The organism is Actinoplanes aureus, assembly GCF_015704865.1.
Lineage (GTDB): Bacteria > Actinomycetota > Actinomycetes > Mycobacteriales > Micromonosporaceae > Actinoplanes > Actinoplanes aureus.
Genome location: NZ_JADQTO010000008.1, coordinates 311,961 through 336,255 on the forward strand (window position 1 = coordinate 311,961; position 24,295 = coordinate 336,255).

Annotated in this window: 20 protein-coding genes; 10 read left to right on the forward strand and 10 right to left on the reverse strand. The window is 71.7% G+C overall.

The features are described from left to right. Together I4J89_RS19730 and metH are read left to right on the forward strand one after the other, a co-directional pair. Positions 1-1,645, forward strand: a 1,645-nt coding sequence (locus I4J89_RS19730; protein ID WP_230859200.1) for a bifunctional 3'-5' exonuclease/DNA polymerase, incomplete at its 5' end; no start/stop codon positions are given. Between the two features lie 116 nt (positions 1,646-1,761). Then, a complete protein-coding gene (gene metH, locus I4J89_RS19735) occupies positions 1,762-5,358 on the forward strand; it encodes a methionine synthase (protein WP_196415447.1) in 3,597 nt (1,198 codons plus the stop codon). A gap of 19 nt (positions 5,359-5,377) precedes the next feature. On the opposite strand, the gene I4J89_RS19740 is transcribed toward metH, so the two are convergent. Together I4J89_RS19740 and I4J89_RS19745 are read right to left on the reverse strand one after the other, a co-directional pair. Continuing rightward, the gene (locus tag I4J89_RS19740; protein ID WP_196415448.1) at positions 5,378-6,163 is read right to left on the reverse strand and encodes a TylF/MycF/NovP-related O-methyltransferase; all 786 of its coding nucleotides are present in this window, start codon (positions 6,161-6,163) and stop codon (positions 5,378-5,380) included. A 103-nt stretch (positions 6,164-6,266) separates the two neighbouring features. Next, entirely contained in the window at positions 6,267-7,199 is a 933-nt protein-coding gene (locus tag I4J89_RS19745) for an NADP-dependent oxidoreductase (RefSeq protein WP_196415449.1), read from the reverse strand. Between the two features lie 79 nt (positions 7,200-7,278). On the opposite strand from I4J89_RS19745, the gene I4J89_RS19750 reads away from it, so the two are divergent. Next, positions 7,279-7,674 carry a winged helix-turn-helix transcriptional regulator gene (locus I4J89_RS19750; RefSeq protein WP_196415450.1) on the forward strand — a complete coding sequence of 132 codons (396 nt, stop codon included), beginning with the start codon at positions 7,279-7,281 and terminating at the stop codon, positions 7,672-7,674. 69 nt (positions 7,675-7,743) lie between these two features. Further along, complete coding sequence (locus tag I4J89_RS19755; RefSeq protein WP_196415451.1) at positions 7,744-8,952, forward strand: NAD(P)/FAD-dependent oxidoreductase; 1,209 nt, start codon at positions 7,744-7,746, stop codon at positions 8,950-8,952. 283 nt (positions 8,953-9,235) lie between these two features. Here I4J89_RS19755 and I4J89_RS19760 read toward each other — a convergent pair whose 3' ends face one another. Continuing rightward, positions 9,236-10,057, reverse strand: a complete 822-nt coding sequence (locus I4J89_RS19760) for a metal-dependent hydrolase (protein WP_196415452.1) — start codon at positions 10,055-10,057, stop codon at positions 9,236-9,238. Positions 10,058-10,157: 100 nt separating this feature from the next. Beyond that, complete coding sequence (locus I4J89_RS19765; protein WP_196415453.1) at positions 10,158-10,592, reverse strand: DUF1707 SHOCT-like domain-containing protein; 435 nt, start codon at positions 10,590-10,592, stop codon at positions 10,158-10,160. Positions 10,593-10,812: 220 nt separating this feature from the next. On the opposite strand from I4J89_RS19765, the gene I4J89_RS19770 reads away from it, so the two are divergent. Further along, a complete protein-coding gene (locus tag I4J89_RS19770) occupies positions 10,813-12,141 on the forward strand; it encodes a sensor histidine kinase (protein ID WP_196415454.1) in 1,329 nt (442 codons plus the stop codon). Then, complete coding sequence (locus tag I4J89_RS19775; protein WP_196415455.1) at positions 12,138-12,818, forward strand: response regulator; 681 nt, start codon at positions 12,138-12,140, stop codon at positions 12,816-12,818. Before I4J89_RS19770 ends, I4J89_RS19775 begins: the two co-directional genes overlap by 4 nt. Position 12,819: 1 nt before the next feature. Here I4J89_RS19775 and I4J89_RS19780 read toward each other — a convergent pair whose 3' ends face one another. The 3 genes from I4J89_RS19780 to I4J89_RS19790 all read right to left on the reverse strand — a co-directional run bounded on the left by I4J89_RS19780 (position 12,820) and on the right by I4J89_RS19790 (position 16,724). Further along, positions 12,820-13,314, reverse strand: coding sequence for an NUDIX hydrolase (locus I4J89_RS19780; RefSeq protein WP_196415456.1), 495 nt, complete (start codon positions 13,312-13,314; stop codon positions 12,820-12,822). Beyond that, positions 13,293-14,759 carry a GGDEF domain-containing protein gene (locus tag I4J89_RS19785; RefSeq protein ID WP_309238377.1) on the reverse strand — a complete coding sequence of 489 codons (1,467 nt, stop codon included), beginning with the start codon at positions 14,757-14,759 and terminating at the stop codon, positions 13,293-13,295. The genes I4J89_RS19780 and I4J89_RS19785 overlap by 22 nt, the downstream gene beginning before the upstream one ends. Before the next feature lie 69 nt (positions 14,760-14,828). Beyond that, positions 14,829-16,724 carry an amylo-alpha-1,6-glucosidase gene (locus tag I4J89_RS19790; RefSeq protein WP_196415457.1) on the reverse strand — a complete coding sequence of 632 codons (1,896 nt, stop codon included), beginning with the start codon at positions 16,722-16,724 and terminating at the stop codon, positions 14,829-14,831. 91 nt (positions 16,725-16,815) lie between these two features. On the opposite strand from I4J89_RS19790, the gene I4J89_RS19795 reads away from it, so the two are divergent. Beyond that, entirely contained in the window at positions 16,816-19,467 is a 2,652-nt protein-coding gene (locus tag I4J89_RS19795; protein WP_309238378.1) for an MGH1-like glycoside hydrolase domain-containing protein, read from the forward strand. On the opposite strand, the gene I4J89_RS19800 is transcribed toward I4J89_RS19795, so the two are convergent. After that, entirely contained in the window at positions 19,421-20,671 is a 1,251-nt protein-coding gene (locus I4J89_RS19800) for an aminotransferase class I/II-fold pyridoxal phosphate-dependent enzyme (RefSeq protein ID WP_196415458.1), read from the reverse strand. The genes I4J89_RS19795 and I4J89_RS19800 overlap by 47 nt on opposite strands. Before the next feature lie 73 nt (positions 20,672-20,744). On the opposite strand from I4J89_RS19800, the gene I4J89_RS19805 reads away from it, so the two are divergent. Beyond that, positions 20,745-21,155 carry a VOC family protein gene (locus I4J89_RS19805; protein WP_196415459.1) on the forward strand — a complete coding sequence of 137 codons (411 nt, stop codon included), beginning with the start codon at positions 20,745-20,747 and terminating at the stop codon, positions 21,153-21,155. Here I4J89_RS19805 and I4J89_RS19810 read toward each other — a convergent pair. Beyond that, positions 21,152-21,424, reverse strand: coding sequence for a hypothetical protein (locus I4J89_RS19810; protein ID WP_196415501.1), 273 nt, complete (start codon positions 21,422-21,424; stop codon positions 21,152-21,154). The two genes, I4J89_RS19805 and I4J89_RS19810, sit on opposite strands and share 4 nt — an antisense overlap. 141 nt (positions 21,425-21,565) lie before the next feature. On the opposite strand from I4J89_RS19810, the gene trpB reads away from it, so the two are divergent. Both trpB and trpA read left to right on the forward strand, forming a co-directional pair. Beyond that, positions 21,566-22,729: a tryptophan synthase subunit beta gene (gene trpB, locus I4J89_RS19815; RefSeq protein WP_309238379.1), complete on the forward strand. Its 1,164-nt coding sequence runs from the start codon at positions 21,566-21,568 to the stop codon at positions 22,727-22,729. Further along, on the forward strand, positions 22,726-23,454 hold the full coding sequence (gene trpA, locus I4J89_RS19820) for a tryptophan synthase subunit alpha (RefSeq protein WP_196415460.1): 729 nt from the start codon (positions 22,726-22,728) through the stop codon (positions 23,452-23,454). The genes trpB and trpA overlap by 4 nt, the downstream gene beginning before the upstream one ends. On the opposite strand, the gene I4J89_RS19825 is transcribed toward trpA, so the two are convergent. Next, the gene (locus tag I4J89_RS19825) at positions 23,455-24,033 is read right to left on the reverse strand and encodes a DsbA family oxidoreductase (RefSeq protein ID WP_196415461.1); all 579 of its coding nucleotides are present in this window, start codon (positions 24,031-24,033) and stop codon (positions 23,455-23,457) included. Positions 24,034-24,295: the final 262 nt, after the last annotated feature.

Consider the following 24,295-nt stretch of genomic DNA (forward strand, 5'->3'; position numbering starts at 1 on the left):
GGCGGGCGCTGCCCCCGGGGGCGGGGGCGCCCGGGGGGGGGTGTGCGCGGGGGGGGCCCCCCCCCCCCACGTCGATGACCTCGCGCGCGCGATCGCCGAGCTTGAGGGAGCCCAACGGGAGGCGGCCGACCAGCTCCGCTGGATCTGGTCGGCCACCTCCGACCTCTATCCGGCGCTGCTGCGGGCCGGCGTGCGGGTGGCCCGCTGCCACGACCTCGAGCTGACCGAGGCGCTGCTGCTGGGATACGCCGGGCGCTGGGGTGAGCCGCGGTCGCCGGCCGCGGCACAGGCCCGGGCGCAGGGCCGTCCGGTGCCGCCGGACCCGCTGCGCCCCGGTGCCGAGCCGCCGGGCTTCGCCCAGGGCGCGCTCTTCGAGACGCAGGCGGCGCCGGCTCTGCGGATCCAGGACCTGCTGGGGGTCTATGAGGACCAGCAGCGCCGCATCAAGGAGACCGAGCATCCCGGCCGGTTCCGGATGCTCGTGGCGGCCGAGTCCGCCGGTGCACTGATCGCCGCCGAGATGGGCCACGCCGGGCTACCGTGGCGTGCCGACGTCCACGACGAGTTGATGCGCGAGCTGCTCGGCCCGCCCCAGCCGGTCGGGCCGCCCCGCCGGCTCGCCGAGCTGACCGCCGAGGTCAACGCCGCGTTCGGCACGCGCGGGTTGCACCCCGACTCGCCGGCCGAGGTGGTGCGCGCGTTCGCCCGGGCCGGCGTCGAGATCCCCAACACGCGAGCCTGGGTGCTGCGCCGGGTCGAGCATCCGGCGGTCGCGCCGCTGCTGGAGTTCAAGGAGCTCTACCGCATCTGGACCGCGCACGGGTGGGCCTGGTGCGACGCCTGGGTCCGCGACGGCCGGTTCCGCCCGGAATACGTGGCCGGCGGCGTCGTCTCGGGCCGCTGGGCCACCCGGGGCGGCGGCGCTCTCCAGGTCCCCAAGGTGGTCCGCCGGGCGGTGATCGCCGATCCGGGCTGGCGGTTCGTGGTGGCCGACGCCGGCCAGCTGGAGCCCCGCGTGCTGGCCGCGGTCTCCGGCGACGAGCGGCTGGCCCGCGCGGCCGCCGCCGGCGATCTGTATGCGGCGCTGGCCACCGATTCGTTCGACGGTGACCGGGCGAAGGCGAAGGTCGCCCTGCTCGGCGCCATGTATGGGCAGACCGGCGGCGACGCCATCCCGGCCCTGGCGGTGCTGCGCCGGCACTATCCGACCGCTTTCGAGTACGTCGAGGCCGCCGCCCGCACCGGCGAGTCCGGCGGGCTGGTCCGCTCCTGGCTCGGGCGGACGTGTCCGCCGGCCTCGGGCGCGCCCCGCGACGCCGGGCTGGATCCACCCGATGAGGTGGCGCCGCCACCCGGACGAGCGAGGGGACGCTTCACCCGGAACTTCGTCATCCAGGCCACCGCCGCCGAGTGGGCGCTCGTCCTGCTTGCCACCCTGCGGACCGCCCTGGCCGGCACACCCGCCGAACTCGTCCTGTTCGTGCACGACGAGGTGGTCGTGCACTGTCCCGCTGAGCAGGCCGAACAGGTGGCGGCGGCGGTCCATGAGTGCGCCGCAACGGCCGGGCGGATGCTTTTCGGCGCCTCCGAGGTGCGGTTTCCGCTGGATGTCTCAGTGGTTGGTTCCTACGCGGAAGCCAAGTGAGGAATTGGGTAAAGTTGGGGGTCCGGCCGAGAGGCGCTGCAGCGGGGCCACCCGTCACGCTCGACCGGTGATCCACCCGAAACAAGGGCGCCTCCGACTTTCTCGGAGGTGTCTGTATGGCTCAAAACATCGCCAAGCTGCGTGAGCTGCTGGCCGAGCGGGTCCTGGTGCTGGACGGCGCCTGGGGCACCATGCTGCAGGGCGCCAAGCTGACCCCGGCCGACTACCGCGGCGAGTTGATCCCGGCAGATCACCCGCAGGACGTCACCGGCGACCCCGACCTGCTGATCCTGACCCGGCCGGACGTGATTCTCGACGTCCACCGGCAGTACCTGGCGGCGGGCGCCGACATCACCACCACCAACACGTTCACCGCGACCAGCATCGCCCAGGCCGACTACGGCCTGGAGCACCTGGTGCGGGAGATGAACGTCCAGGGCGTCCGGCTGGCCCGGCAGGCGGCCGACGAGGCAACGGCCCGGGACGGACGGCAACGGTTCGTGGCGGGCTCGGTCGGCCCGCTCAACGTCACCCTGTCGATCTCGCCCAAGGTCGACGACCCGGCGTACCGAGCGGTGACGTTCGACCAGGTCAAGACGGCGTACGAGGAACAGATCTCCGCGTTGGCCGAGAGCGGCGTCGACCTGCTCCTGATCGAGACGATCTTCGACTCGCTGAACGCGAAGGCGGCCGTCGCGGCGGCCCGCGAGGTGGCGCCCGACCTGCCGCTCTGGATCTCGCTGTTCCTCGACATCTCCGGGCGGACCCTGTCCGGCCAGACCGTCGAGGCCTTCTGGCGTTCGATCGAGCGGGCGCGGCCGCTGGTCGTCGGTGTGAACTGCTCGCTCGGTGCGGCCGAGATGCGCCCGCACGTCGCCGAGCTGGCCCGCCTGGCCGACGTCTACGTCGCCTCCCACCCGAACGCCGGCTTGCCGAACGCGTTCGGCGGCTACGACCAGACCCCCGCCGAGACCGGCGAGCTGCTCGCCGGCTTCGCGACCGACGGCCTGGTGAACATCGTCGGCGGCTGCTGCGGCACCACCCCGCCGCACATCGCCGCGGTCGCCCAGGCGGTCCAGGGCGCGGCGCCCCGGCAGATCGCGTCGCCGGCCCCGGCCACCCGGTTCAGCGGCCTGGAGCCGTTCGAGATCGGCCCGGACACTGGGTTCGTCATGATCGGCGAGCGGACCAACGTCACCGGCTCGGCCAAGTTCCGCCGGCTCATCGAGGCCGACGACTACCAGGCCGCCGTGGACGTGGCCCTGGAGCAGGTGCGCGGCGGCGCCAACCTGCTCGACGTGAACATGGACGCCGACCTGCTCGACAGCGAGCGGGCGATGACCACCTTCCTCAACCTGATCGCGACCGAGCCCGAGGTGGCCCGGATCCCGATCATGATCGACAGCTCGAAGTTCTCCGTTCTCGAGGCCGGCCTCAAGTGCGTGCAGGGCAAGGGCGTCGTCAACTCGATCAGCCTCAAGGAGGGGGAGCACGCCTTCCTGGAGCAGGCCCGCAGGATCCGTGATTTCGGCGCCGGTGTCGTCGTGATGGCCTTCGACGAGCAGGGCCAGGCCGACACCACCGAGCGCAAGGTGGAGATCTGCGGCCGGGCGTACGACCTGCTGGTCGGAGACGGCTTCGACCCGACCGACATCATCTTCGACCCGAACGTGCTCGCCGTGGCCACTGGCATCAGCGAGCACAACGGGTATGCGAAGAACTTCATCGACGCCCTCCCGCTGATCAAGCAGCGCTGCCCCGGCGCCCGTACCAGCGGTGGCATCTCCAACCTGTCGTTCGCCTTCCGCGGCAACGACGTGGTCCGCGAGGCCATGCACTCGGCGTTCCTGTTCCACGCGGTCAAGGCCGGCCTGGACATGGGCATCGTCAACGCCGGTCAGCTCGCCGTCTACCAGGACATCCCGGCCGAGCTGCTGGAACTCGTCGAGGACGTGCTCTTCGACCGGCGGCCGGACGCCACCGACCGGCTGGTCACCTTCGCCTCCACGGTCACCGGCAGTGGCGCGAAGCGCGAGGTCGACCTGTCCTGGCGGGAGGCGCCGGTCGAGGAGCGGCTGAGCCACGCGCTGGTGCACGGCATCGTCGACTTCATCGAGGCGGACACCGAGGAGGCCCGGCAGAAGCTGCCCCGGCCGCTCGACGTGATCGAGGGCCCGCTGATGGACGGCATGAGCGTGGTCGGCGACCTGTTCGGCTCCGGCAAGATGTTCCTGCCCCAGGTGGTCAAGAGCGCCCGGGTGATGAAGCGGTCGGTGGCCTACCTCCTGCCGTACATGGAGAAGGAGAAGGCCGGCGGCTCCCGCGGTCAGGGCAAGGTCGTCCTCGCCACGGTCAAGGGCGACGTACACGACATCGGCAAGAACATCGTCGGCGTGGTGCTGGGCTGCAACAACTACGAGGTGATCGACCTCGGCGTGATGGTCCCGGCCGCGAAGATCCTGGACACCGCGATCGCCGAGGACGCCGACGTGATCGGTCTCTCCGGCCTGATCACCCCCTCGCTGGACGAGATGGTCGCGGTCGGCGCCGAGATGCAGCGGCGGGGCATGAAGATGCCGCTGCTGATCGGCGGGGCGACCACGTCCAAGCAGCACACGGCGGTGCGGATCGCGCCGGCGTACGACGCCTCGACCGTGCACGTGCTGGACGCGTCCCGGGTCGTCGGCGTGGTCTCCGACCTGCTGGACACCGACCGGGCCGTGAAACTCGACGAGGCCAACCGGGCCGAGCAGGAGCGGTTGCGCATCCAGCACGAGAAGCGGCATTCGCAGCCGCTGCTCACCCTCGCCCAGGCGAGGGCGAACCGCGAGGCGGTCGACTTCAGCGAGCTGCCGGTGCCGGCTTTCACCGGGGTACGCGAGGTCGCGCCCACCATCGCCGAACTGCGCCGGATGATCGACTGGCAGTTCCTGTTCCTGGCCTGGGAGCTTAAGGGCAAGTACCCGGCGATTCTTGAGCAGCCGGTCGCCCGGGAGCTCTTCGACGACGCCAACACGCTGCTCGACCAGATCATCGCCGAGGGCTCGTTCCAGGCCCGCGGCCTGTACGGCTTCTGGCCGGCGCACGCCGAGGGCGACGACATCAAGCTGGACAACGGGTCCTCGTTCCCGATGCTGCGCCAGCAGACCGCGAAGCCGGCCGGCCGCGCCAACCGCTGCCTCGCCGACTACATCGCCCCGACAGGCGATCACCTGGGCGGCTTCGCCGTTGCCATCCACGGCGCCGATGAGCTGGCCAAGAAGTACGAGGCCGAGCAGGACGACTACCGGGCCATCATGGTGAAGGCGCTCGCCGACCGGCTGGCCGAGGCGTTCGCCGAGTACCTGCACCTCAAGGCACGCCGCGAGTGGTTCGAGCCGGACGCCCAGCCGGTCCTGGCGGACCTGCACGCCGAACGGTTCCGTGGCATCCGTCCGGCGCTGGGCTACCCGGCCTGCCCCGATCACAGCGAGAAGAAGGACCTCTTCGAGCTGCTCGACACCTCGTCGATCGGCGTCGGTCTCACCGAGTCGTTCGCGATGATGCCGGCCGCCGCGGTCAGCGGCCTGATCTTCGCCCACCCGGAGTCGAAGTACTTCACCGTCGGCCGGCTCGGCAAGGACCAGATCGAGGACTACGCGGTCCGCCGCGGCATGCCGGTGGCCGAGGTGGAGCGCTGGCTGCGCCCCAACCTCGCCTACTCGATCGACTGATCGGTCCGGGCTTGACCGCTCAGGGTTTGACGGCGATCCGGCCGGGGCCGATCGGCAGCAGTAGCAGCCGGGCCCCGGTCTGGTCGATGAACTCGTCGACCGCCTCCCGGGAACCCCGGTAGGTGCCGTAGTCGTCGATGATGACGACACCGCCGGACGGCACCCGGTCGTACAGCGACAGCAGTTCGTGGCGGGTGGACTCGTACCAGTCCGTGTCCAGGCGCAGGATCGCGATTTGATCCGGCGCCTGGCCGGGCAGGGTCTCCTCGACCGGCCCCTTCACGTAGTGGATCTTCTCGGACGGGTACGGGATCGCCTCGAAGCCCTGCTGGACGTCCTCCAGGCTGGCGATCGCCCAGATCCGCGCGGTCCGGGGCTGGGTGGCGAGCAGCTCGGTGACCGGTTTGCCGTTGTAGGTGACGTCCCGCTCGGTCGGTGGGGTCATCCCCTCGAACGTGTCGAAGAGGTAGAGGTCGCGGGAGGTGTCCCCGATCGCCAGCAGCGTACGGGCGACCACGTGCATGCTGCCGCCGCGCCAGACCCCGCACTCCACGATCGACCCGGGGATGTCGTAGCGCACGACGTGGCGGGTGGCGAGGTACAGGGCGTACTGCTTCTCGGTCCGGGTCATCGAGTAGGGACGGGCCGCCTGCAGGATGGGCAGGGCCATCTCGTCGTAGTGCGCCGGGAACTCGGCCTTGGCCGCGCGCGGCTTCGGCGCCGGGGGTCTGGCGCCGGCCGCGTTCACGATCTTGTAGCCGGTAGCGGTGGCCAGAGCCTTGTTGATCTTTTGTTTCCACGGCATGCGCGGATGCTACGTGCGGACATTCCACGCCGCGGTCAGTCGCTCGCCCGGTCCTTCCCATGGCGTACATTCCCGCATGCCTGATATTTCGTTATTTGATGACTCAGGGGACCAGGACCAGGCGTCCGCGAAGACCGCCGCCGGCCACCCGTGCGTGCGCCTCGGCAGCCGCCGTGAGCGGCAGTGTCCCGGCCACGCGCAACGTCAGCAGACCCGCATCGGCCAGCGCGGAGAGCTCGGCCAGGCGGGCGCCGTCGGCGTACACCTCCTGCACGACCACCCGGGTGCCGCGCAACGGCGGCGGCGCGAACGGGGCGACCAGCGCGACGAACGTGCCGCCGCCGCGCAGTGCCTCGTGAGCGGCGATCCCGGACACCGCGGCGTCCACGACGGCGTCCACCCCGCCGGGAACGACCGCGCGGACCGCGGCACCCAGCCGGTCGGTGCGGGGCACGAACCAGGTAGCGCCGAGGCTCTCCACGGTCTTCCGGTCGTCCGGGCCGGCCACCGCCACCGTACGGATGCCGCGCAGCGCCGCGAGCTCGAGCAGAACGCCGCCGACGCTGCCCGCCGCGCCGGTGACCAGCAGGGTCTCGCCGCGGCGCAGCCCGGTGAGGGCGAGCGAACGGTCCGCGGTGAGCCCGGCCATCGGCAGCGTCGCGGCCTCGGCCGCCGACGCCGTGGCCGGAGCCGGCGCGACGGCCGCCTCATCCAGTACCACGTGCTCGGCGTAGGTCCCGGGTGCGGAGAGCACGTCGCGGAGCCCGATCACCCGGCTCCCGGCGGTGAAGCGGGTGACCTCCGGCCCGGCCGCGTCGATCTCACCGGCCACGTCCCAGCCCAGCGAGTACGTCTCGGCGGGGGCCAGCAGCCCGGCCTGGGTCAGCCGGCCGTCGCGGGTGGACAGGTCGATCCGGTTGACCGCGGCCGCGGCCACCCGGATCCGGACCTGGCCGGTGCCCGGCTCCGGCAGTGGCAGGTCGGCGAATTCGATCATTTCGGGGCCGCCGAAACGGCGGACGATGGCAGCTCTCATGAATGCGACGCTATGTTCGGCGGCAGAGCGCGGTAAGGACGCACTTCGAGGTGCGTAACGTACGGGGAGGTACGCGGCGATGGCGACGACCACTGCGGCACAGCGCCGGGCCGAGGAGAGCCGGCAGTACAACGCCAACCTGGCGGAGTGCCCCGGGCACGAGTTGCTCGCCACGCTCAGCGACAAGTGGCTGACCCTGATCATCGACGCCCTGGCGGACGGGCCGCGACGCTACGCCGAGCTGTCCCGCACGGTGGCCGGAGCGAGCCAGAAGATGCTCACCCAGACGCTGCGCAAGCTGGAACGTGACGGGCTGGTGGCCCGCCGGGTGACGCCGTCGGTGCCGGTGCGCACCGACTACGAGCTCACCGGCCTGGGCCGGGAGCTGCTGCCGCTGCAACGGGCGATCAAGGGCTGGGCGGAGACCCACATCGAGCAGGTGCGCAAGGCCCGGGCCGAGTTCGACAGCCGGTGACCGACCGGCCCATCGACAGCGCCGAGCGGGTACGTCCACTATGGCCGGGAGATCGATCAAAGGGAGACCATGACAGATCCGAGTTACGACGTCATCGTGGTCGGGGCGCGGTGCGCCGGTGCGCCGCTCGCGATGTTGCTGGCCCGCCGTGGCCACCGGACCCTGCTGGTGGACCGGGCCACGTTCCCCAGTGACACGGTGTCCACCCACGTCATCCACCCGCCGGGTGCCGCCGCACTGGGGCGCTGGGGCCTGCTCGACCAGATCGTGGCGACCGGATGCCCGCCGGTGGGCCGGTACTCGTTCGACTTCGGGCCGATCAGCCTGGCCGGCGCGCCGGGGACCGCCGAGTCGCCGTACGCGTACGCCCCGCGCCGTACCCTGCTCGACAAGATCCTGGTCGACGCCGCGGTGGCCGCCGGGGTCGAGGTCCGCGAGGGGTTCACCGTCGAGGAGGTGCTCTTCTCCGACGGTGCGGTCAGCGGGATCCGGGGCCACGACCACGGCGGCGCCCCGGTCGAGGAGCGGGCACGGGTGGTGGTCGGCGCGGACGGGCGCAACTCGGTGGTGGCCAAGGCGGTGCAGCCGGCTCAGTACGAGGATCATCCGCCGCTGACCGTCGGCTACTACTCGTACTGGAGCAACCTGCCGACTGACACGTTCGAGGCGTACAGCCGTCCCGGGCGGGGCTGGGCGGTGTGCCCGACCAACGACGATCTGACGCTGGTGATCGGTGGCTGGCCGCACGCCGAGCTCGCCGACCACCGCGACGACATCGAGGGCACGCTGATGGCGATGTTCGAGTCGTCGCCCGCGTTCGCCGAGCGCATCCGGGACGCCAAGCGCGAGTCCCGGCTGGTCGGCACGTCGGTGCCGAACTACTTCCGTAACCCGTACGGTCCGGGCTGGGCGCTGGTCGGCGACGCCGGGTACAACCGGGACTTCATCACCGCGCAGGGCATCACCGATGCGTTCCTGGACGCCGAGAACCTCGCTGAGGCGCTCGACGAGGCGCTGGCCGGCAAGGCGCCCTACGACGAGGCACTGGCCGGGTACCAGTCCCGCCGGGACGCCCGCGCCATGCCGGTGTATCAGATGACGCTGGGGATCGCCTCGCTGCAACCGCCGGACGAGCAGATGGTCCAGCTGGTCTCCGCGATCGCCGGCAACCAGGAGGCGATGGACGCCTTCGCCCGGCTCAACTCCGGGATGACCTCGCCGGTCGAGTTCTTCGCGCCGGAGAACCTGGGCCGTCTCATCGGGCAGGTCACACCGTAATCGCCGGCCGGCCGTCCCGCGGGGCGGCCGGCCAGATCAGCCGGGGTCGGGCTAGGCGTTTCGCTTCCGCTTCCTTTTCGGTACGGGTTCCGGCCGTTCCCCCATTTCGGGACCGTCCCCGCTCTCCCGCCGCGACCGGCTGCCTGGTCCCGGCCGCAGCGCGGCCGCCGGGCCCGTGCCGTTTCCCGGCGGCCGCGCTGGGGCCGCGCGGCGCTGTCGATCGCGCTGGGGAGGCGGGGACGGGGTGGTTCCGGCGGGACGGCCGGTCACGCGTACCGAAAAACTATTTGCTTGCCCAGACGTCCAGGTTGAAGCGCTCCAGAACGCCGGGCACGAAGAGGCCGGCGATCGACAGCAGCGAGATCACGGTGAAGGCGGTGCGCAGCACGATCACCTCGACCTTGCCGCCCACCTTGACCGCCATGCTGTTCGGGATGCCGACCATCAGCCACATGCGACGCTTGATCGGAATCGGCCAGAGGATCGGTACGCCGTTCTTCGTGATCATGTCGCCCAGGATGTGCACGAAGCAGCCGACCGCGACGGCCAGGCCGAGCAGCGGGTAACCGCGGTCGCTGGGCAGGTTGGCCGCGGTGAACCAGGCGATCAGCCCGGCGGCGCCGGTGACGATGACCCAGCCGGCGCGTTCCGCCCACTCGTCGAAGAGACCGCGCAGGGCCAGGCCGGCGGTGAAGAAGACGATGGCGACGACCGCCCAGTAGCCGTAGTTCGCGCAGAGCGCGGTGGTGCCCCAGCCGATCAGGCCGCAGAACGGCAGCGTGTGGGTGAAGGTGCGGTGGCCGTTGTCGCGCCGCGGGTCACGCCGCAGCTTGGTGGCGGTGTAGACGCCGAGCGAGAACTTCTCCACCACCTCGGCGATGAACAGCGAGAAGACGCCGAACGTGCGGGCCACCGTGGCGCCGCCCTGGTTGCGGGTCACCTTGCCGGACATGTCCAGGTCGGGCAGGAGCGCACCGCCGGCGCAGATCGCCGTGCCCACCGCAACCTCGAGCGGCGTCTGGCTGACGCCGGCGAACTGGTCGAGCGCCCAACTGCCGGCCAGCCAGGCGGCCGCTCCCGAGAGAGCGTGCGACGGACCCATCATGTGCCTTGTCCCTCCCCGAACAAACTCGGCCACTCTGGCAGAGCCAACGAGGAAGATCAACGACCGTCACGTCCATGTCGGAGTCGGGTCCGTCACCGCGTCAGAGGTGGCCGTGGCGCCCCACCGTGTACTCGAGCCGGTAGTGGCCGTAGCGGGCGTGCCGGATCAAGCCCATGACCAGGAAGGCCAGCGGGATCACCGGCCAGAAGAACTGCGCGCCGGAGATCATCCACAGGCCGGTGAGCACGCCGGCGATCACCAGGATGAAGCTGGCGTGCCGTTGCAGCGACCGGCGTGTCGCGGTGCGCGCCTGCGGGGTGTGCGCGAGAGCCCGCCGGCCACCGTCGGGGAGATCCGCGGTGAGCGGCGCGAGCTCGTCGCGATACTTGGCGGCGTACGCCGTGGCGAGCCGTTCCTCGCCCTCGGCGAAGTCGAGCCGCCCTTCGGTCATGTTGGCGCGCAGGATGTCGGCGACGTGCTCGCGTTCCGCGTCGGAGGTGCGGAGCCGGGCCGTGGGCGCCTGGTTCGGGTTCATGTCTGCCCCCTCGTTCGTTGTCTGCCACCAGCGTCGCCGTCGCGGGTGCCGGGCGCGTCCGACCCGCGGCGCATTCCTGGGGAGTGCCGGAGCGGTGTTCCGGCGGCCGGTGTACTCCGCCGGGAGTACGGCGGCCGGTGGGTGGTGGTTCCGTGGGGGTACGCGGTTATCGGCCCGTGCGCCGATGCACGGCGACCGGCGGGTGCCGTAGGTTCGGCGCATGGGGAAGCCGGGCCGCCGGATCGACGCGGGATTGCGGATCGCCGCCGCCCGCGCTGAGCGGCGGGAGTGGGCGCGGTCGCGCCGGCACACCGACCTCCCGGCGGGCGCGGTGGTGGCGGCCACGCTCTTCCACCTGGTGGGGACGCACAACCTGGCCGAGGAGGGCCGGGTCTACTGGTCTGTGGACTGGCGGATCTACGCCCTGTTGATGGTGGGGCCGATCGCTCTGTTCTGGCGGCGGCGGGCCCCGGTCACCGTGCTCCTGGTCGCGGCGGTCGCGTCGCTGGTCTTCGCGACCGGGGCGGCGCAGCACTTCGCCTATGCGGCGGCGCCCGCGATCGCGCTCTTCGCGCTGGCCCGGCTCGGCCGGTGGCGGGCCGCGGCCATCGGCGCGGCGGCCGGCTACGCGGCCTGGCTGTCGGTGGTGGTGTTGCTCGGCGGGCCGCTGGGGCTGCCGGCGGGCACCCGGCCGGATCTGCGTCTTATGGTGCTCGCCGCGATCGGGCTGACCGGTTCGGTGGTGCTCGGCGTGGCCTCGAAGGTGCACAACGAGAACCTCGCCGAGATCAAGAAGGCCCGCGCCGAGCAGGCCCGCGCCGAGGAGGAGCAGGAGCGGCGGCAGGCGTCCGAGGAGCGGCTGCGGATCGCCCGGGAGCTGCACGACGTGCTCGGCCACCACCTGTCGCTGATCAACGTGCAGGCCGGAGTCGGGCTGCACCTGATGGACAACCGGCCGGAGCAGGCCCGCGAGGCGCTGACCGCGATCAAGAGCGCGAGTGCGGAGGCTCTGCGTGAGGTGCGGTCGGTGCTCGGTGTGCTGCGGGCCGAGGGGGAGGCGGCGCCCCGGCAGCCGGCGCTCGGGCTGAACCGGCTGGACGAGCTGACCGCGGGCGCCGGGATCCCGGTCCGGACGACGATCAACGGCGAGCCGCGGGAGCTGCCGGCCGAGGTGGACCGGGCGGCGTACCGGATCGTGCAGGAGGCGCTGACCAACGTGCGCCGGCACGCGAGCGGGCCGGATCCCGGGGCGGAGGTCACGGTCGGTTATCTGCCGGCGGCCCTGCACCTGTCCATTCGCAACGGCGGGCCGGTGGCGCCGGCGGAGGCGGCCGAGCGGGGCAGTGGCCTCACCGGGATGCGGGCCCGGGCCGAGGCGCTGGGCGGCCAGTTCGCCGCCGGCCGGCCACCCACGGGCGGCTTCCTGGTCTCGGTCGTGCTGCCGGCGGCGTCGGGGTCTGCGGCCGCACCGGAGTCCGGAGCGGGCGAGCACGGCGGCGGGGCGTATTGCGGGCCGCTGCGGGTTCCGCACGCTGAGGGGGAGAGATGATCAGGGTGCTGCTGGCGGACGACCAGGCGCTCGTGCGGGCGGGGTTCCGGGCGCTGCTCGACGCGGAGCCGGACATCGAGGTGATCGGTGAGGCGTCGGACGGCCTCCAAGCGGTGGATCTGGTGCGCGCGGCGCGGCCGGACGTGGTGCTGATGGACATCCGGATGCCGGGGGTGGACGGCCTGGAGGCCACCCGGCGGATCGCCGCCGACGCCGGCCTGGCCGACACCCGGGTGGTCATCCTGACCACGTTCGAGCTGGACGAGTACGTGTTCGAGGCGTTGCGGACCGGCGCCTCCGGTTTCCTGGTGAAGGACACCGAACCGGTCGAGCTGCTGCGCGCGGTGCGCGTGGTGGCCGCCGGGGAGGCGCTGCTCTCGCCGAGCGTGACCCGGCGGGTGATCGGCGAGTTCGCAAGCCCGGCGGGGCGGGGCGGCCGTGGCCCGGTGCCGCCGCGCGAGCTGGATCAGCTGACCGACCGGGAGCGCGAGGTGCTGGTGCTGGTCGCCGAGGGCCTGTCGAACGACGAGATCGCGGCCCGGCTGGTGATCAGCCCGGCGACCGCGAAGACCCATGTCAGCCGGACGATGATCAAACTGGCCGCGCGGGACCGGGCCCAGCTCGTGGTGCAGGCGTACGAGGCTGGGCTGATCCGTCCCGGCTGGCTGGCCGGCTAGCTCACCAGCCGGGGATGAGCTCCTCGCCGGGTGCGGCGAACCAGGCCGGCCCGTCCTCGGCCAGCGACGTGCTGATCCGGTGCTGGGCGTACGGGTTGAGCTCGGGCAGCCCGTCGAGCGGGAACCACTCGACCGCCAGGGACTCGCTGTCGTTCACCCGGGCCTCGCCGCCGGTCGCCCGGCACCGGAACCACGAGTTGACCATCTGACAGTGGTCGCCGTTCGGGTACGTGACCTCGTGCAACGCGATCCCGGCCAGCCGTTCGATGACCACGTCGACGGCGGTCTCCTCGCGCACCTCGCGGATCACCGCGTCGGCCGGCTGCTCGCCCGGATCCATCATCCCGGCGATGAGCGTCCACCGGCCGGTGTCGCTGCGCTGATGCAGCAGGACCTCGCCGCGGTCGTTGAAGATCACCGCGGACACCGTCGGAAACATGATGAGGCCGGGTCCGGCCTTGGCGCGCAGTTCGGTCACGTATTCGGAAGCGGGCACGGACCGACCCTATCCGGGGTGGCCGCGACTGATCGGTTCCGGCCGGCCGCCTTCGCCACGTAGAGCGCCTCGTCCGCGGCGTTCATCAGCGCGTCCGGGTCCGCCGCGCGGCCGAGTGCGGTCGCCGCGCCGACCGAGGCGGTGACGCTCAGCAACGCCTGGTCGCCCGCCTCGATCGGCAGGCCGCTGATCGTCATCCGCAGCCGTTCGGCGAGGTCGAGCAGCGTGTCGCCGCCGGTGTCCGGGGCGAGCACGACGAACTCCTCACCGCCGTACCGGGCGAGCACCGAGCCGGCCCTGGTCGCGGACTTGAGGCGGTCGGCCACCTCGCGCAGGACGCGGTCGCCGGCCGGGTGGCCGTACGTGTCGTTGACCCGTTTGAAGTGGTCCACATCGATGATCAGCAGGCCCACGTCGTGGCCCGAGCGGGCGGCCCGGCGGCACTCCACGGCCAGGGCCTCGGTGAAGTAGCGGCGCGTGTGCAGGCCGGTCAGGCTGTCGGTCACCGCGGCCCGGCGCTGTGCCGTCACCAGGCCGTACATCCGGCCCATCACCAGCAGGAACATGATCGCGCAGGCGGCACTGACCAGCGGCACACTGACGTCCTCGCCGCGTATGTGCTGGATGAGCTGCACGCCGGGGGCCATCAGCACGGCGACGGTGAGCACGGCCAGCCGGCCCGGCGACGCGTCCGGTATCGCTGAGCCGCTGCGCTGGTCGAAGTGCCGGATCCCGGGGTGCAGCGCGGCGGCGCCCAGCAGCCCGAGAGACACCATCCACATGGTGTCGAGGTAGGCCTCGTTCACGCCGGCGCCGTCGATCACGCCCTGCACCGCGTAGGCGGTGTCGACCGCGAGCATCAGGGTGAGGCTGCTCAGGAGCAGATAGAGCACCGGACCCCGGGTGCCGGACCCCATGACCAGCCGGACGGCGAGGACCAGCAGCATCAGGTCGAGGACCGGGTAAGCGGACTGGGTCAGTTTGGCCGCCAGCGGCAGCTCCGAGTCGGCGGTGAGCGGTTCGATCAGGAAGAGCCAGGTCAGCAGGCCCGCGCTGACCGCCACGATGAGGGCGTCCACCGCGCTGGGCAGGTCCCACCCGGGCGCCCGCCGGCGGATGAAGACCAGCACCGCGGCCGCGATGAGCACGTAGTAGGCGAAGTAGAGCACATCCGCCGGTGTCGGTTCCACGTATGCACCGGAGATGTAGTCGTCCAGGACGGTCATGACGTCGGCGACAGCGTAGAAGACCTGCGCCGCGGCGAGCAGGAGCCATCCCGCCCGGTGCGGTGGCCGGTGCCGGACCGTGCCGGCCCAGATGGCGACCGGCGTCGCGGCGCTGACCAGCAGGTACGGCACCACGATGACCAGCTCGGAGTGGCCGGACGTGTCGAGGTAGAGGCGCATGGCCACGCAGAACGCCAGGATGCCGAGCCAGAGTCGCACAACAGGAGCATCTCCGCCGCCGGTTGCAGAACAGGTGCGAATGGCGTTCCGGCCGGTAGCCGACGGAGGTCACAGTCGGCGGACGCGCAGGTTCTCCGCCACCGACCAGGCCTGGAAGGGGCAGCCGGTGGCGTCGTGCGGCGCGTCGCCGTACGCGGTCTCGGAGATCGATCCGAGGCCGTGCTCGCCCAGGTGCCCCTCGATGTCGGCGAGCACGTCGGTGGCGGTCTCACCGAGGCGGTGCCAGGCGTCGGCGTACGGGCCGGTGAGCCAGGGCCAGACGGTGCCGGTGTGGTACGCGCTGTCACGTTCCGCCGGCCCGCCGCGATGCGTCCCGTGGTATCCGGGTGCGCCGGGCGCCAGGCTGCGCGGCCCGAGCGGGGTCAGCAGGTGCGCACCGATCCGTTTCAGCACCTCGCGGTCGGGGGCGAGCGGGGCGTACGGCAGCGACCAGGCCAGCAACTGATTGGGCCGGAGAAGGGAGTCGTCCGGGCCATCGACGACGTCGTGCAGCAGCCCGTCCCGGGTGGGGAAGCGGCGGGCGAACCCCTCCCGCGCGGCGGCCAGGGCTTTCCCGGCCGTCTCGTCACCGAGCTCGGCGACCGTGGCCAGCCCGTTGATCCAGAGCGCGTTCACCTCGACCGGCTTGCCGGCCCGGGCGGTCACCGGCACCCCGTCGACCCGGGCGTCCATCCAGGTCAGCGCCTCACCGGGGGAGCCCTGGGTGAGCAGCCCGTCGGCCGGGTCCGCGACGATGCCGTACCGGGTGCCGGCCAGGTGATGGGTGATCACCTCGCGCAGGGCGGGGAGCAGTTCGGCGGCCAGGTCGTGGTCGCCGGTGGCGGCCACGTGCCGGCCGACCGCGTGCAGGAACCAGAGCGTGCCGTCGACGGTGTTGTACTCGACGCCGCCGGTGTCCGCCGTGTTCGCCAGCATGCCGCGGGAGAGCGTGCCGGCGTAGCCGCGCAGCAACTCCCGGCCCAGGTCGGCGCGGCCGGTGGCGAGGAAGAGCCCCGAGTAACTGATCATGGTGTCCCGGGACCAGGCGCCGAACCACGGGTAGCCGGCGACCACGTCCGGGCCGGCCGCGGTGCGGACCACGAAGGCGTCGGCGGCCAGGGCCAGCGCGGCCTGCGTCTGGTCGGCCGGGGACGCCGCGGCGACCACCGCCCGGTTGCGGGTGCGGGCGGCGTCGACGACCCGCGCGGCCGGTGCCGGTCGGTGGTCCGGCTCGCCGGCCCAGGCGGATACCTCGATCATGTCCCCGGGACGGGTCAGGGCGGCGGAGAAGCTTCCGGCGTACCAGAGATCCTCGGTCGGCGGCAGGCCGCGCTCCGCCTCCGCCCGGTATCGCACCCCGCGGTACCACTCGCCGGCCGCGGCGAAGCCCGGGCCGGCCAGCCGGTAGGCGCCCTCCACCTCGCACCCGTCCGCCGTGCCGGTCACCGCGGGTGGCGGGCCGTCCGCCGTGCGCTCACCGTGTGCGTCGCGCCAGGTGCAGAGCGCTTCCAGGGCGATCGTGACCGGGCCGCCGGCGAGCAGCCGGTGCACCACCCCGACGGCGGGCCGGCCGGCGACCATCGCGATCTCCCGCTCGATCACCGTTCCGCCGATCCGCCAGCGCCAGCGCGGCACGCCGTCGATCAGCGCGAAGCTCGCCAGCAGCCGATGGCCCAGCGGCGCGATCGCGCCGTCCGCCCACTGGTGTACGCCGAGCCGCACCTGCGCACCGGAGGGCAGGGTCAGCACCGGGTCCAGTGCGGCCAGTCCGAGGTGCCGGGCGGCCGGGGTGCGCCCGGCCACGACGAGAAGTCCGTGGTAGCGGCGGGTGCGCAGCCCGCACACGGTGCCCATGGCATAGCCCCCGGTACCGTCAGGTACCAGCCATTCGCGGGTGGCGCCCTCAGTGAGGCGGGCGCACAGCTGTGGGCCGAAGGCGATCGGGCGGACCGTGGAAAGGTTCACTGCGGGAATCGACCTCACTTGACACAGCTGCGTGACAGTCTCAGTGTGATCGACTCCGGGTCGAAAAGCGGGTTGTGGGGGATATCGGGTCGTGGGGGAGAGAACGGACGTGTCGGAGCGCGTACGCCTGGCACGGGCCGATTCCGGTGCGGAGCCGTGGCGCGCGTGGGGTCCGTACCTCGCGGAACGGGCCTGGGGGACGGTCCGGGAGGACTACAGCGAACACGGCACGGCGTGGGACTACTTCCCGCATGACCACGCGCGGTCCCGGGCGTACCGGTGGAACGAGGACGGCATGGCCGGCCTCTGCGACGACCGGCAGACCTTCTGCTTCGCGCTCGCCCTGTGGAACGGCAAGGACCCGATCCTCAAGGAGCGGATGTTCGGCCTCGGCGGTGACGGCGGCAACCACGGCGAGGACGCCAAGGAGTACTGGTGGTACCAGGACTCCACGCCCACCCACTCGTGGATGCGGTGGCGCTACCACTACCCGCAGGACGATTTCCCGTACGACCAGCTGGTCCGGGTCAACGGGCAGCGCTCTCGCAACGAGGGTGAGTACGAACTGGTCGACACCGGCATCTTCGACCGGGACCGGTTCTGGGCGGTCACCGTCGACTACGCCAAGGCGTCACCGACGGACGTGTGCATCGCGATCACCGTCTCCAACCGGGGGCCGGACACCGCCTCCCTGGACGTGCTGCCCACCCTCTGGTTTCGCAACACCTGGTCGTGGGGGCTGCCGAACCGGCAGGCGCCGGCGATCAAGGGCACGCCGGGCCGGCTCGCCGCCGTGCAGCGTTCGCTCGGGCACCTCACCCTCACCGGGGAGGGCAGTCCGCCCGCGCTGATGTGCGACAACGAGACGAACGCGCAGCGGCTGTGGGGACTGCCGGGGCGCAGCTCGTACCCGAAGGACGGGATCAACGACCATCTGATCCACGACATGCCGACGATCAACCCGGGTGGGGTCGGCACGAAGGGGGCGCTGCACTACCGGCTCACCCTGTTACCGGGACAGACGCGTACGGTGCGGCTGCGCCTCACCCAGTCGGACCGGCCGCTGCCCCCGGCGGACCTGGGCGACGGCTGGGCCGCGGTGATGCGGGACCGGCAGGCCGAAGCCGACGAGTTCTTCGCCGAGGTGATCCCGGCGGGCGCGTCGGCCGAGGAGGCCTCGGTGGCCCGGCAGGCGATCGCCGGGCTGATGTGGGGCAAGCAGTTCTACCACTTCGACGTGAAGCAGTGGCTTACCGGCGACCCGGGCAACTCGCCGCCGCCACCGGGCCGGCGCTACGGGCGCAACAACGGCTGGCGGCACATGAACAGCTTCGACGTGATCAGCATGCCGGATCCGTGGGAGTACCCCTGGTACGCCGCGTGGGACCTGGCCTTCCACTGCGTCAGCATCGCCCGGGTCGACCCGGGCTTCGCCAAGTCCCAGCTGATTCTGCTGCTGCGCGAGTGGTACATGCACCCCAACGGGCAGATCCCGGCGTACGAGTGGTCGTTTAGCGACGTGAACCCGCCGGTGCACGCCTGGGCCGCGCTGCGGGTCTTCGAGATCGACGGCTCCCGCGACTACGACTTCCTCTCCCGGGTCATGCACAAGCTGCTGCTCAACTTCACCTGGTGGGTCAACCGCAAAGACGTCGGCGGCAACAACGTCTTCGAGGGCGGCTTCCTCGGCCTGGACAACGTCGGACCGTTCGACCGGTCCGCCGCCCTGCCCGTCGCCGGTGTCCTGGAGCAGTCCGACGGCACCGGCTGGATGGCCATGTACGCGCTGAACCTGCTCGACATGGCGATCATCCTGGCGCTGCACGACCGGGCCTACGAGGACATGGCCACCAAGTTCTTCGAGCACTTCACCTACATCGCCGAGGCCGCCTACCGGCAGGGCCTGTGGGACGAGGAGGACAGCTTCTTCTACGACGTGCTGCGCCTGCCGGACGGCCACAAGGTGCCGCTCAAGGCGCGCTCGATCGTCGGTCTGCTGCCGCTCGCCGCCACCACCCGCCTCACTTCGGAGACCCTCAACCGGCTGCCCGAGATCAACTCGCGGGTCCGCTGGATGCTGCACCATCAGGGTGAGTTCGGCGACGTGATCAGCGCCCGGCGCCTGGGCGGCGCCGACCGGCGCCAGCAGCGCCTGCTGTCGATGGTCGGCCAGGATCAGCTGCTGCGCGTTCTGGCCCGCTTGCTCGATCCGGAGGAGTTCCTTTCCCCGTACGGGCTGCGCACCCTTTCCCGGGCCCATCTGGAGAAGCCGTTCACGGTCTCGCTGGGCGGCTCCGACTTCACCGTCGGGTACGAGCCCGCGGAGAGCACCAGCGGCCTGTTCGGCGGCAACTCCAACTGGCGCGGTCCGGTGTGGATGCCGGTCAACTTCCTGCTCGTCCAGGCGTTGCGCGAGTTCGCCGAGTTCTACGGCGAGGACCTGAAAGCGGAGTACCCGACCGGGTCACAGCGCAAGGCCGGGCTCACCGAGATCGCCGACGACCTGTCCCGCCGGCTGATCGCGCTGTTCCTGCCGGACGAGGACGGCCGGCGCCCGATCTACGGCGCGACCGAGCTGTTCCAGAACCATCCGGACTGGAAGGACCTGGTGGTCTTCCCGGAATACTTCCACGGCGACAACGGCGCGGGCCTCGGCGCCTGGCACCAGACCGGCTGGACCGCACTCGTCGTCGACCTCATCTTCGACCTGCACGACGAGCGCCGTCCCCGCGGGCGAGGCTGACCGGCGGCAGGTCCGGTCGGCGCGGCACGCCCAGCCGGCGCCCCACCGCCTCGACGGCCTCCAGCACCGTGGCCAGGTGGGTCTCGTCGTGGTTGGCGGTCAGGGTCAGCCGCAGCATGGCGCCGGCCGGGATGGCCGGCGCGGCCACCAGGTTGGTGAAGACGCCGGCCCGGAAGAGTCCGGCCCAGAACGCGCCGGCCGCCGCCAGGTCCGGGAAGCGGACCGGCACGATCGGCGTTGCCGACGGCCGGGTGTCGAAGCCGAGCGCGCGCAGCCCGTTGTGCAGACCCTCGGCGAGGTCCAGCGTGCGGGTGCGGCGTTCGGGCTCGGTCTCGATGACCGTGAGGGCGGCGAGCGCGGCGGCGGCCGACGCGGGCGGCAGTGCGGCCGAGAAGAGGATCGGACGAGCGTTGTAGCGCAGGTAGCGCACGTTGCTCGCCGGCCCGGCCAGGACACCGCCGATCGACCCGAACGCCTTGGAGAAGGTGCCGGTGATCAGATCGACGCGGTCCTCGACACCACAGTGCTCGGCCAGACCCGCACCCCGGCTGCCCAGCACTCCCATGTCGTGCGCGGCGTCCACGACGAGCTTCGCGCCGTACTCGTCGGCGGCCTCCCGGAGCGCGCGCAGGTCGGCGACGTCACCGTCCATCGAGAACATGCCGTCGGTGACGACCAGCCGGCCGGATCCGGCCGGCGCGGCCGCCAGCAGTTCACGCAGGTGAGCCACGTCGAGGTGGCGGTAGCGGCGGACCCGGCCCCAGCCGAGCCGGGCCGCCTCGATGAGTGAGGCGTGCACACGCGCGTCGAGGAAGGCGACGTCGGAACGGCCGAGCAGCGCGGACAGGGCGAGGTTGGCCTGGAACCCGGTGGTGGTCACCACCGCGGCTTCCTGGCCGAGGAAGGTGGCCAGCCGCTCCTCCAGCTCGCCGTGCAGGTCAAGGGTGCCGGTGAGCGCGCGAGAACCGCCGACCGAGGTGCCGAGCCGCCGGGTCGCGGTCACCGCGGCCTCGACCACCGCGGGATGGGTGGACAGGCCGAGATAGTCGTTGGAGCCGGCCAGCATCACCGTGCGGCCGTCGATGACGGCGTGCGAGTCGCCGGTGCGCGTGGCCGTCGACCGGAAGTACGCGTCGACCCCGTGCGCCTTGAGGATCGCCTCCGCCTGGTGCAGCCCACCCTTGGCGAAGGGATCAACAATCACCGATCGAAGGTAACAGCTCCGAAAAGGTAGGCGGCACCGGGTTGCGGATGATCACGCGGCGTAGAGTGCGGCTATGACGGGGATCGAAGCGTCCACGCACCTGCGGCTGGCACGACCGAGCCGGGATCTGGTGGCGGCCGAGCGGTTCTACGTCGGCGGGCTGGGGCTGGACGTGCTGTACCGGGCCACGGCCGGCGGGCCCGGCGAGCACGATCTCCTGATGGTCGGCCGGGCCGGTGCGGCCTGGCACCTGGAGCTGGTGGCCGGACCGGAGCCGACGCCGTCCGAGCAGGATCTGCTCGTGCTCTACCTGGACGGGCCGGTGCCGGAGGAGCTGCTGGAGCGGCTGGAGAAGGCCGGCGGCCGGCGCGTGTCGCAGGGGCCGTACTGGGATCAGTGGGGCGTCACGGTCGCCGACCCGGACGGATATCGCATCGTGCTGTCCACCCGCCGGTGGCACAACACCCCACTCGGCGCGTCTTAGGAAGCCCGGTCCACGATCGCCTCGGCCACGTGGCGTAGCTGCTGGTGGTCGGGATGGAAGCCCTCGGCGATGTCCGGGTGCAGTCCCGCCTTGGCCTGGTCGAGCAGCATCGTGGTGACCTGGTCGACGCTTTCCCCGGCGTACCTCTGTTTGATTTTGACGGTGGCGGCCTGCAGCGCGGAGCTCAACTGATCCTCCAGCGGACCGCGCAGTTTCTCCTCCACGGGATTGAGCGACTGCGGGTCAAGGGTGACGTGCGGCTCGGACAAGGTGCCCTCCGGGCGAGAGTCGGTGACGCCGGGCGCATACCCGCCCGGATGGCCGCCGTAAACCACGATCACCTGCACGGGCGAACAGTTCTAGAACTGTGCTATAACTAGCTCACTGTTCTAGAACTCTTGGGGGCTGTCGTGGACCAATTGGTGCGCGCCGAGTCCCGCCGTCCGGCGGGACTCGGCAGATTCGGGGAGTACGGCGGACGTTTCGTCCCGGAGTCGCTCGTCCCGGCGTGCGACGAGGTGGAACGGGCGTTCACCGAGGCCTGGGCCGATCCGGTGTTCCGCGCCGAACTGGATCATCTCCTCTCGGTCTACGTCGGGCGGCCCACGCCGCTCACCCCGGCCATGCGGCTCTCCGCCGAGCTCGGCATCAACCTGCTGCTCAAGCGCGAGGACCTGACCCACACCGGATCCCACAAGATCAACAATGTGCTGGGGCAGGCGCTGCTGGCCCGGCGGATGGGCAAGCGCCGGCTGATCGCCGAGACCGGTGCCGGCCAGCACGGCGTCGCCACCGCCACGGCGGGCGCCCTGCTCGGCCTGGACGTCACCGTCTTCATGGGGGAGCGGGACATCGAGCGCCAGCAGCTGAACGTCTTCCGGATGAAGATGCTCGGCGCCGAGGTGATCCCGGTGACCGCGGGCAGCCGCACCCTCAAGGACGCGACGAGCGAGGCCTTCCGGTACTGGGTCACCGTGGTCGACGACTCCTACTACTGCCTCGGCTCGGCGCTGGGGCCGCATCCGTACCCGTGGATGGTCCGCGAGCTGCAGCGGGTGATCGGCGACGAAGCCCGCGCGCAGTGCGCCGCCCCCGATTTCGTGGTCGCCTGCGTCGGCGGCGGATCGAACGCGGCCGGAACCTTCGCGGGGTTCCTCGACACCGGGGCCCGGCTCGTCGGCGTCGAAGCGGCCGGCGGGGCCGCGATCAGCGCCGGCAGCACCGGGGTGCTGCACGGGTTCCGGTCCAAGGTGCTCCAGGACGAGCACGGGCAGATCGTCGAGGCGCACTCGATCTCGGCCGGACTGGACTATCCGGGAGTGGGGCCGGAGCACGCGTACCTGGCGGAGACCGGCCGGGCCACTTACGTGACGGCGGACGACGCCGAGGTGGTGGCCGCGACACACCGGCTGGCCCGGTCGGAGGGCATCCTGTGCGCCCTCGAGTCGGCGCACGCGGTGGCGTGGGTGCTGCGGGCCGCGGCGGACGGGACCATCCCGCAGGGCTCGACGGTGGTGCTCACCGTCTCCGGGCGTGGCGACAAGGACATGGCGACCCTGATGGAGCTGTCATGAAGATGCTCGTTCCGTATGTGACCGCCGGCGTCACGGAGAACTGGACCGACCTGCTGCGGGCGGCGGTGGACGCCGGCGCCGACGCCATCGAGGTGGGACTGCCGTTCTCCGACCCGACCATGGACGGCCCGGTCATCCAGCAGGCCTCCTACCGGGCGCTGTGCCGTGGCGTGCACGCCACCGGGATCCTGGACGAGGTGTCGCGGCTCGATCTGGGGGTGCCGCTCATCGCGTTCGCGTACACCAACCTGGTGCTGCACCGCGGCGCCGGGACGTTCTGCGCCGCGCTGCGCGACGCCGGGGTGACCGGGCTGATCGCGCCGGACCTGCCGATCGACGAGGCGGGACCGGTCAGCCTGGCCGCCGAACAGCACGGCGTGGACGTCGTCCTGCTGGCGTCCCCGTCGACCCCGGCCCGGCGGCGGGCCGAGATCGCGAAACGCAGCCAGCGTTTCGTGTACGCGGTGAGCGTCATGGCACCCACCGGCGAGCAGGCGTCGCTGCGTTCGTCCGGCCGGGAGCTGGTGACCTCACTGAAACAGCACACCGACCTGCCGGTGCTGCTCGGCTTCGGTATCTCCGGCGCCGAGCAGGCGGCCGCGGCGTGTGCGTACGCCGACGGGGTCGTGGTGGGATCGGCCATCATGCGCCGCGTCCTCGACGGCGCGGCGCCCGCCGAGATCGGTGCGCTGCTGGCCGGCATCCGCCGGGCCGTCGACGGCTGATCAGTCGCGGCCGCGTTTCACCTCGAAGAAGGAGTCGATGCTGATCAGGGTGGCGGTGGCGTCCCAGATCCGCAGCGACTCGGCGAGGGGCGGCACCTCACTGATGATCGGCCCGTGCAGTCCGCGGGTGGCCCCGGCGACCTGGAGCACCGGCGAGCCGATGCCGGGGCCGGCGAGGGCCATGGCGGTCTCGTGGGACTCACGGACCGCCTCGTCCCAGGCCGGGTCGTCGAGGATGGTGGCCGCCCGCTCGGTGCCCGCCGCCTCGGCGGCCGCGCTGACGATCTCGTCGCTGATCCAGGCGCCGGCCTCGTGCGTACGGTTGCCGAGCTCGGTGTAGAACGCCGCGATCTCATCCTGCCGCCCGTCCGCCCGCAGCGCCGCGACCAGCCGCAGTGCCCGGCTCGACGCGTCACTCATCGCGCGGTACTGCTCCGGTACGTCATCGCCGTTGAGGATCGCCAGGCTGAACGGGCTCCACCGCACGGTGAGCCCCCGTTCCGGAGCGACCGAGAGGAGCCAACGCGAGGTGCGCCAGGTGAACGGGCAGGCCGGATCGAAGTAGTAGGTGACTTCCATACGCCGATCTTAGGAAGTGGACCGGGATTCCGCCGGGTACCCGAGGTGGCGGCGGATCTTACTACCTTCGGTAGGTGGCACGTCCCGATCTCGTTGTTCCGGCCCGGTCCCGGGTAGGGTCGGACCTGAGCGAGTCGCCAGGCGGACTCATCCGGTCGCTGGGGCTCGCTTTTCGCGGCTTCCGGCGGCGAACTGCGGTTCTGCGCTCGCGTCGGAGGCGTACGACTCCGCGACGCGCGATCGCGGGGACCTGGCGACCGTT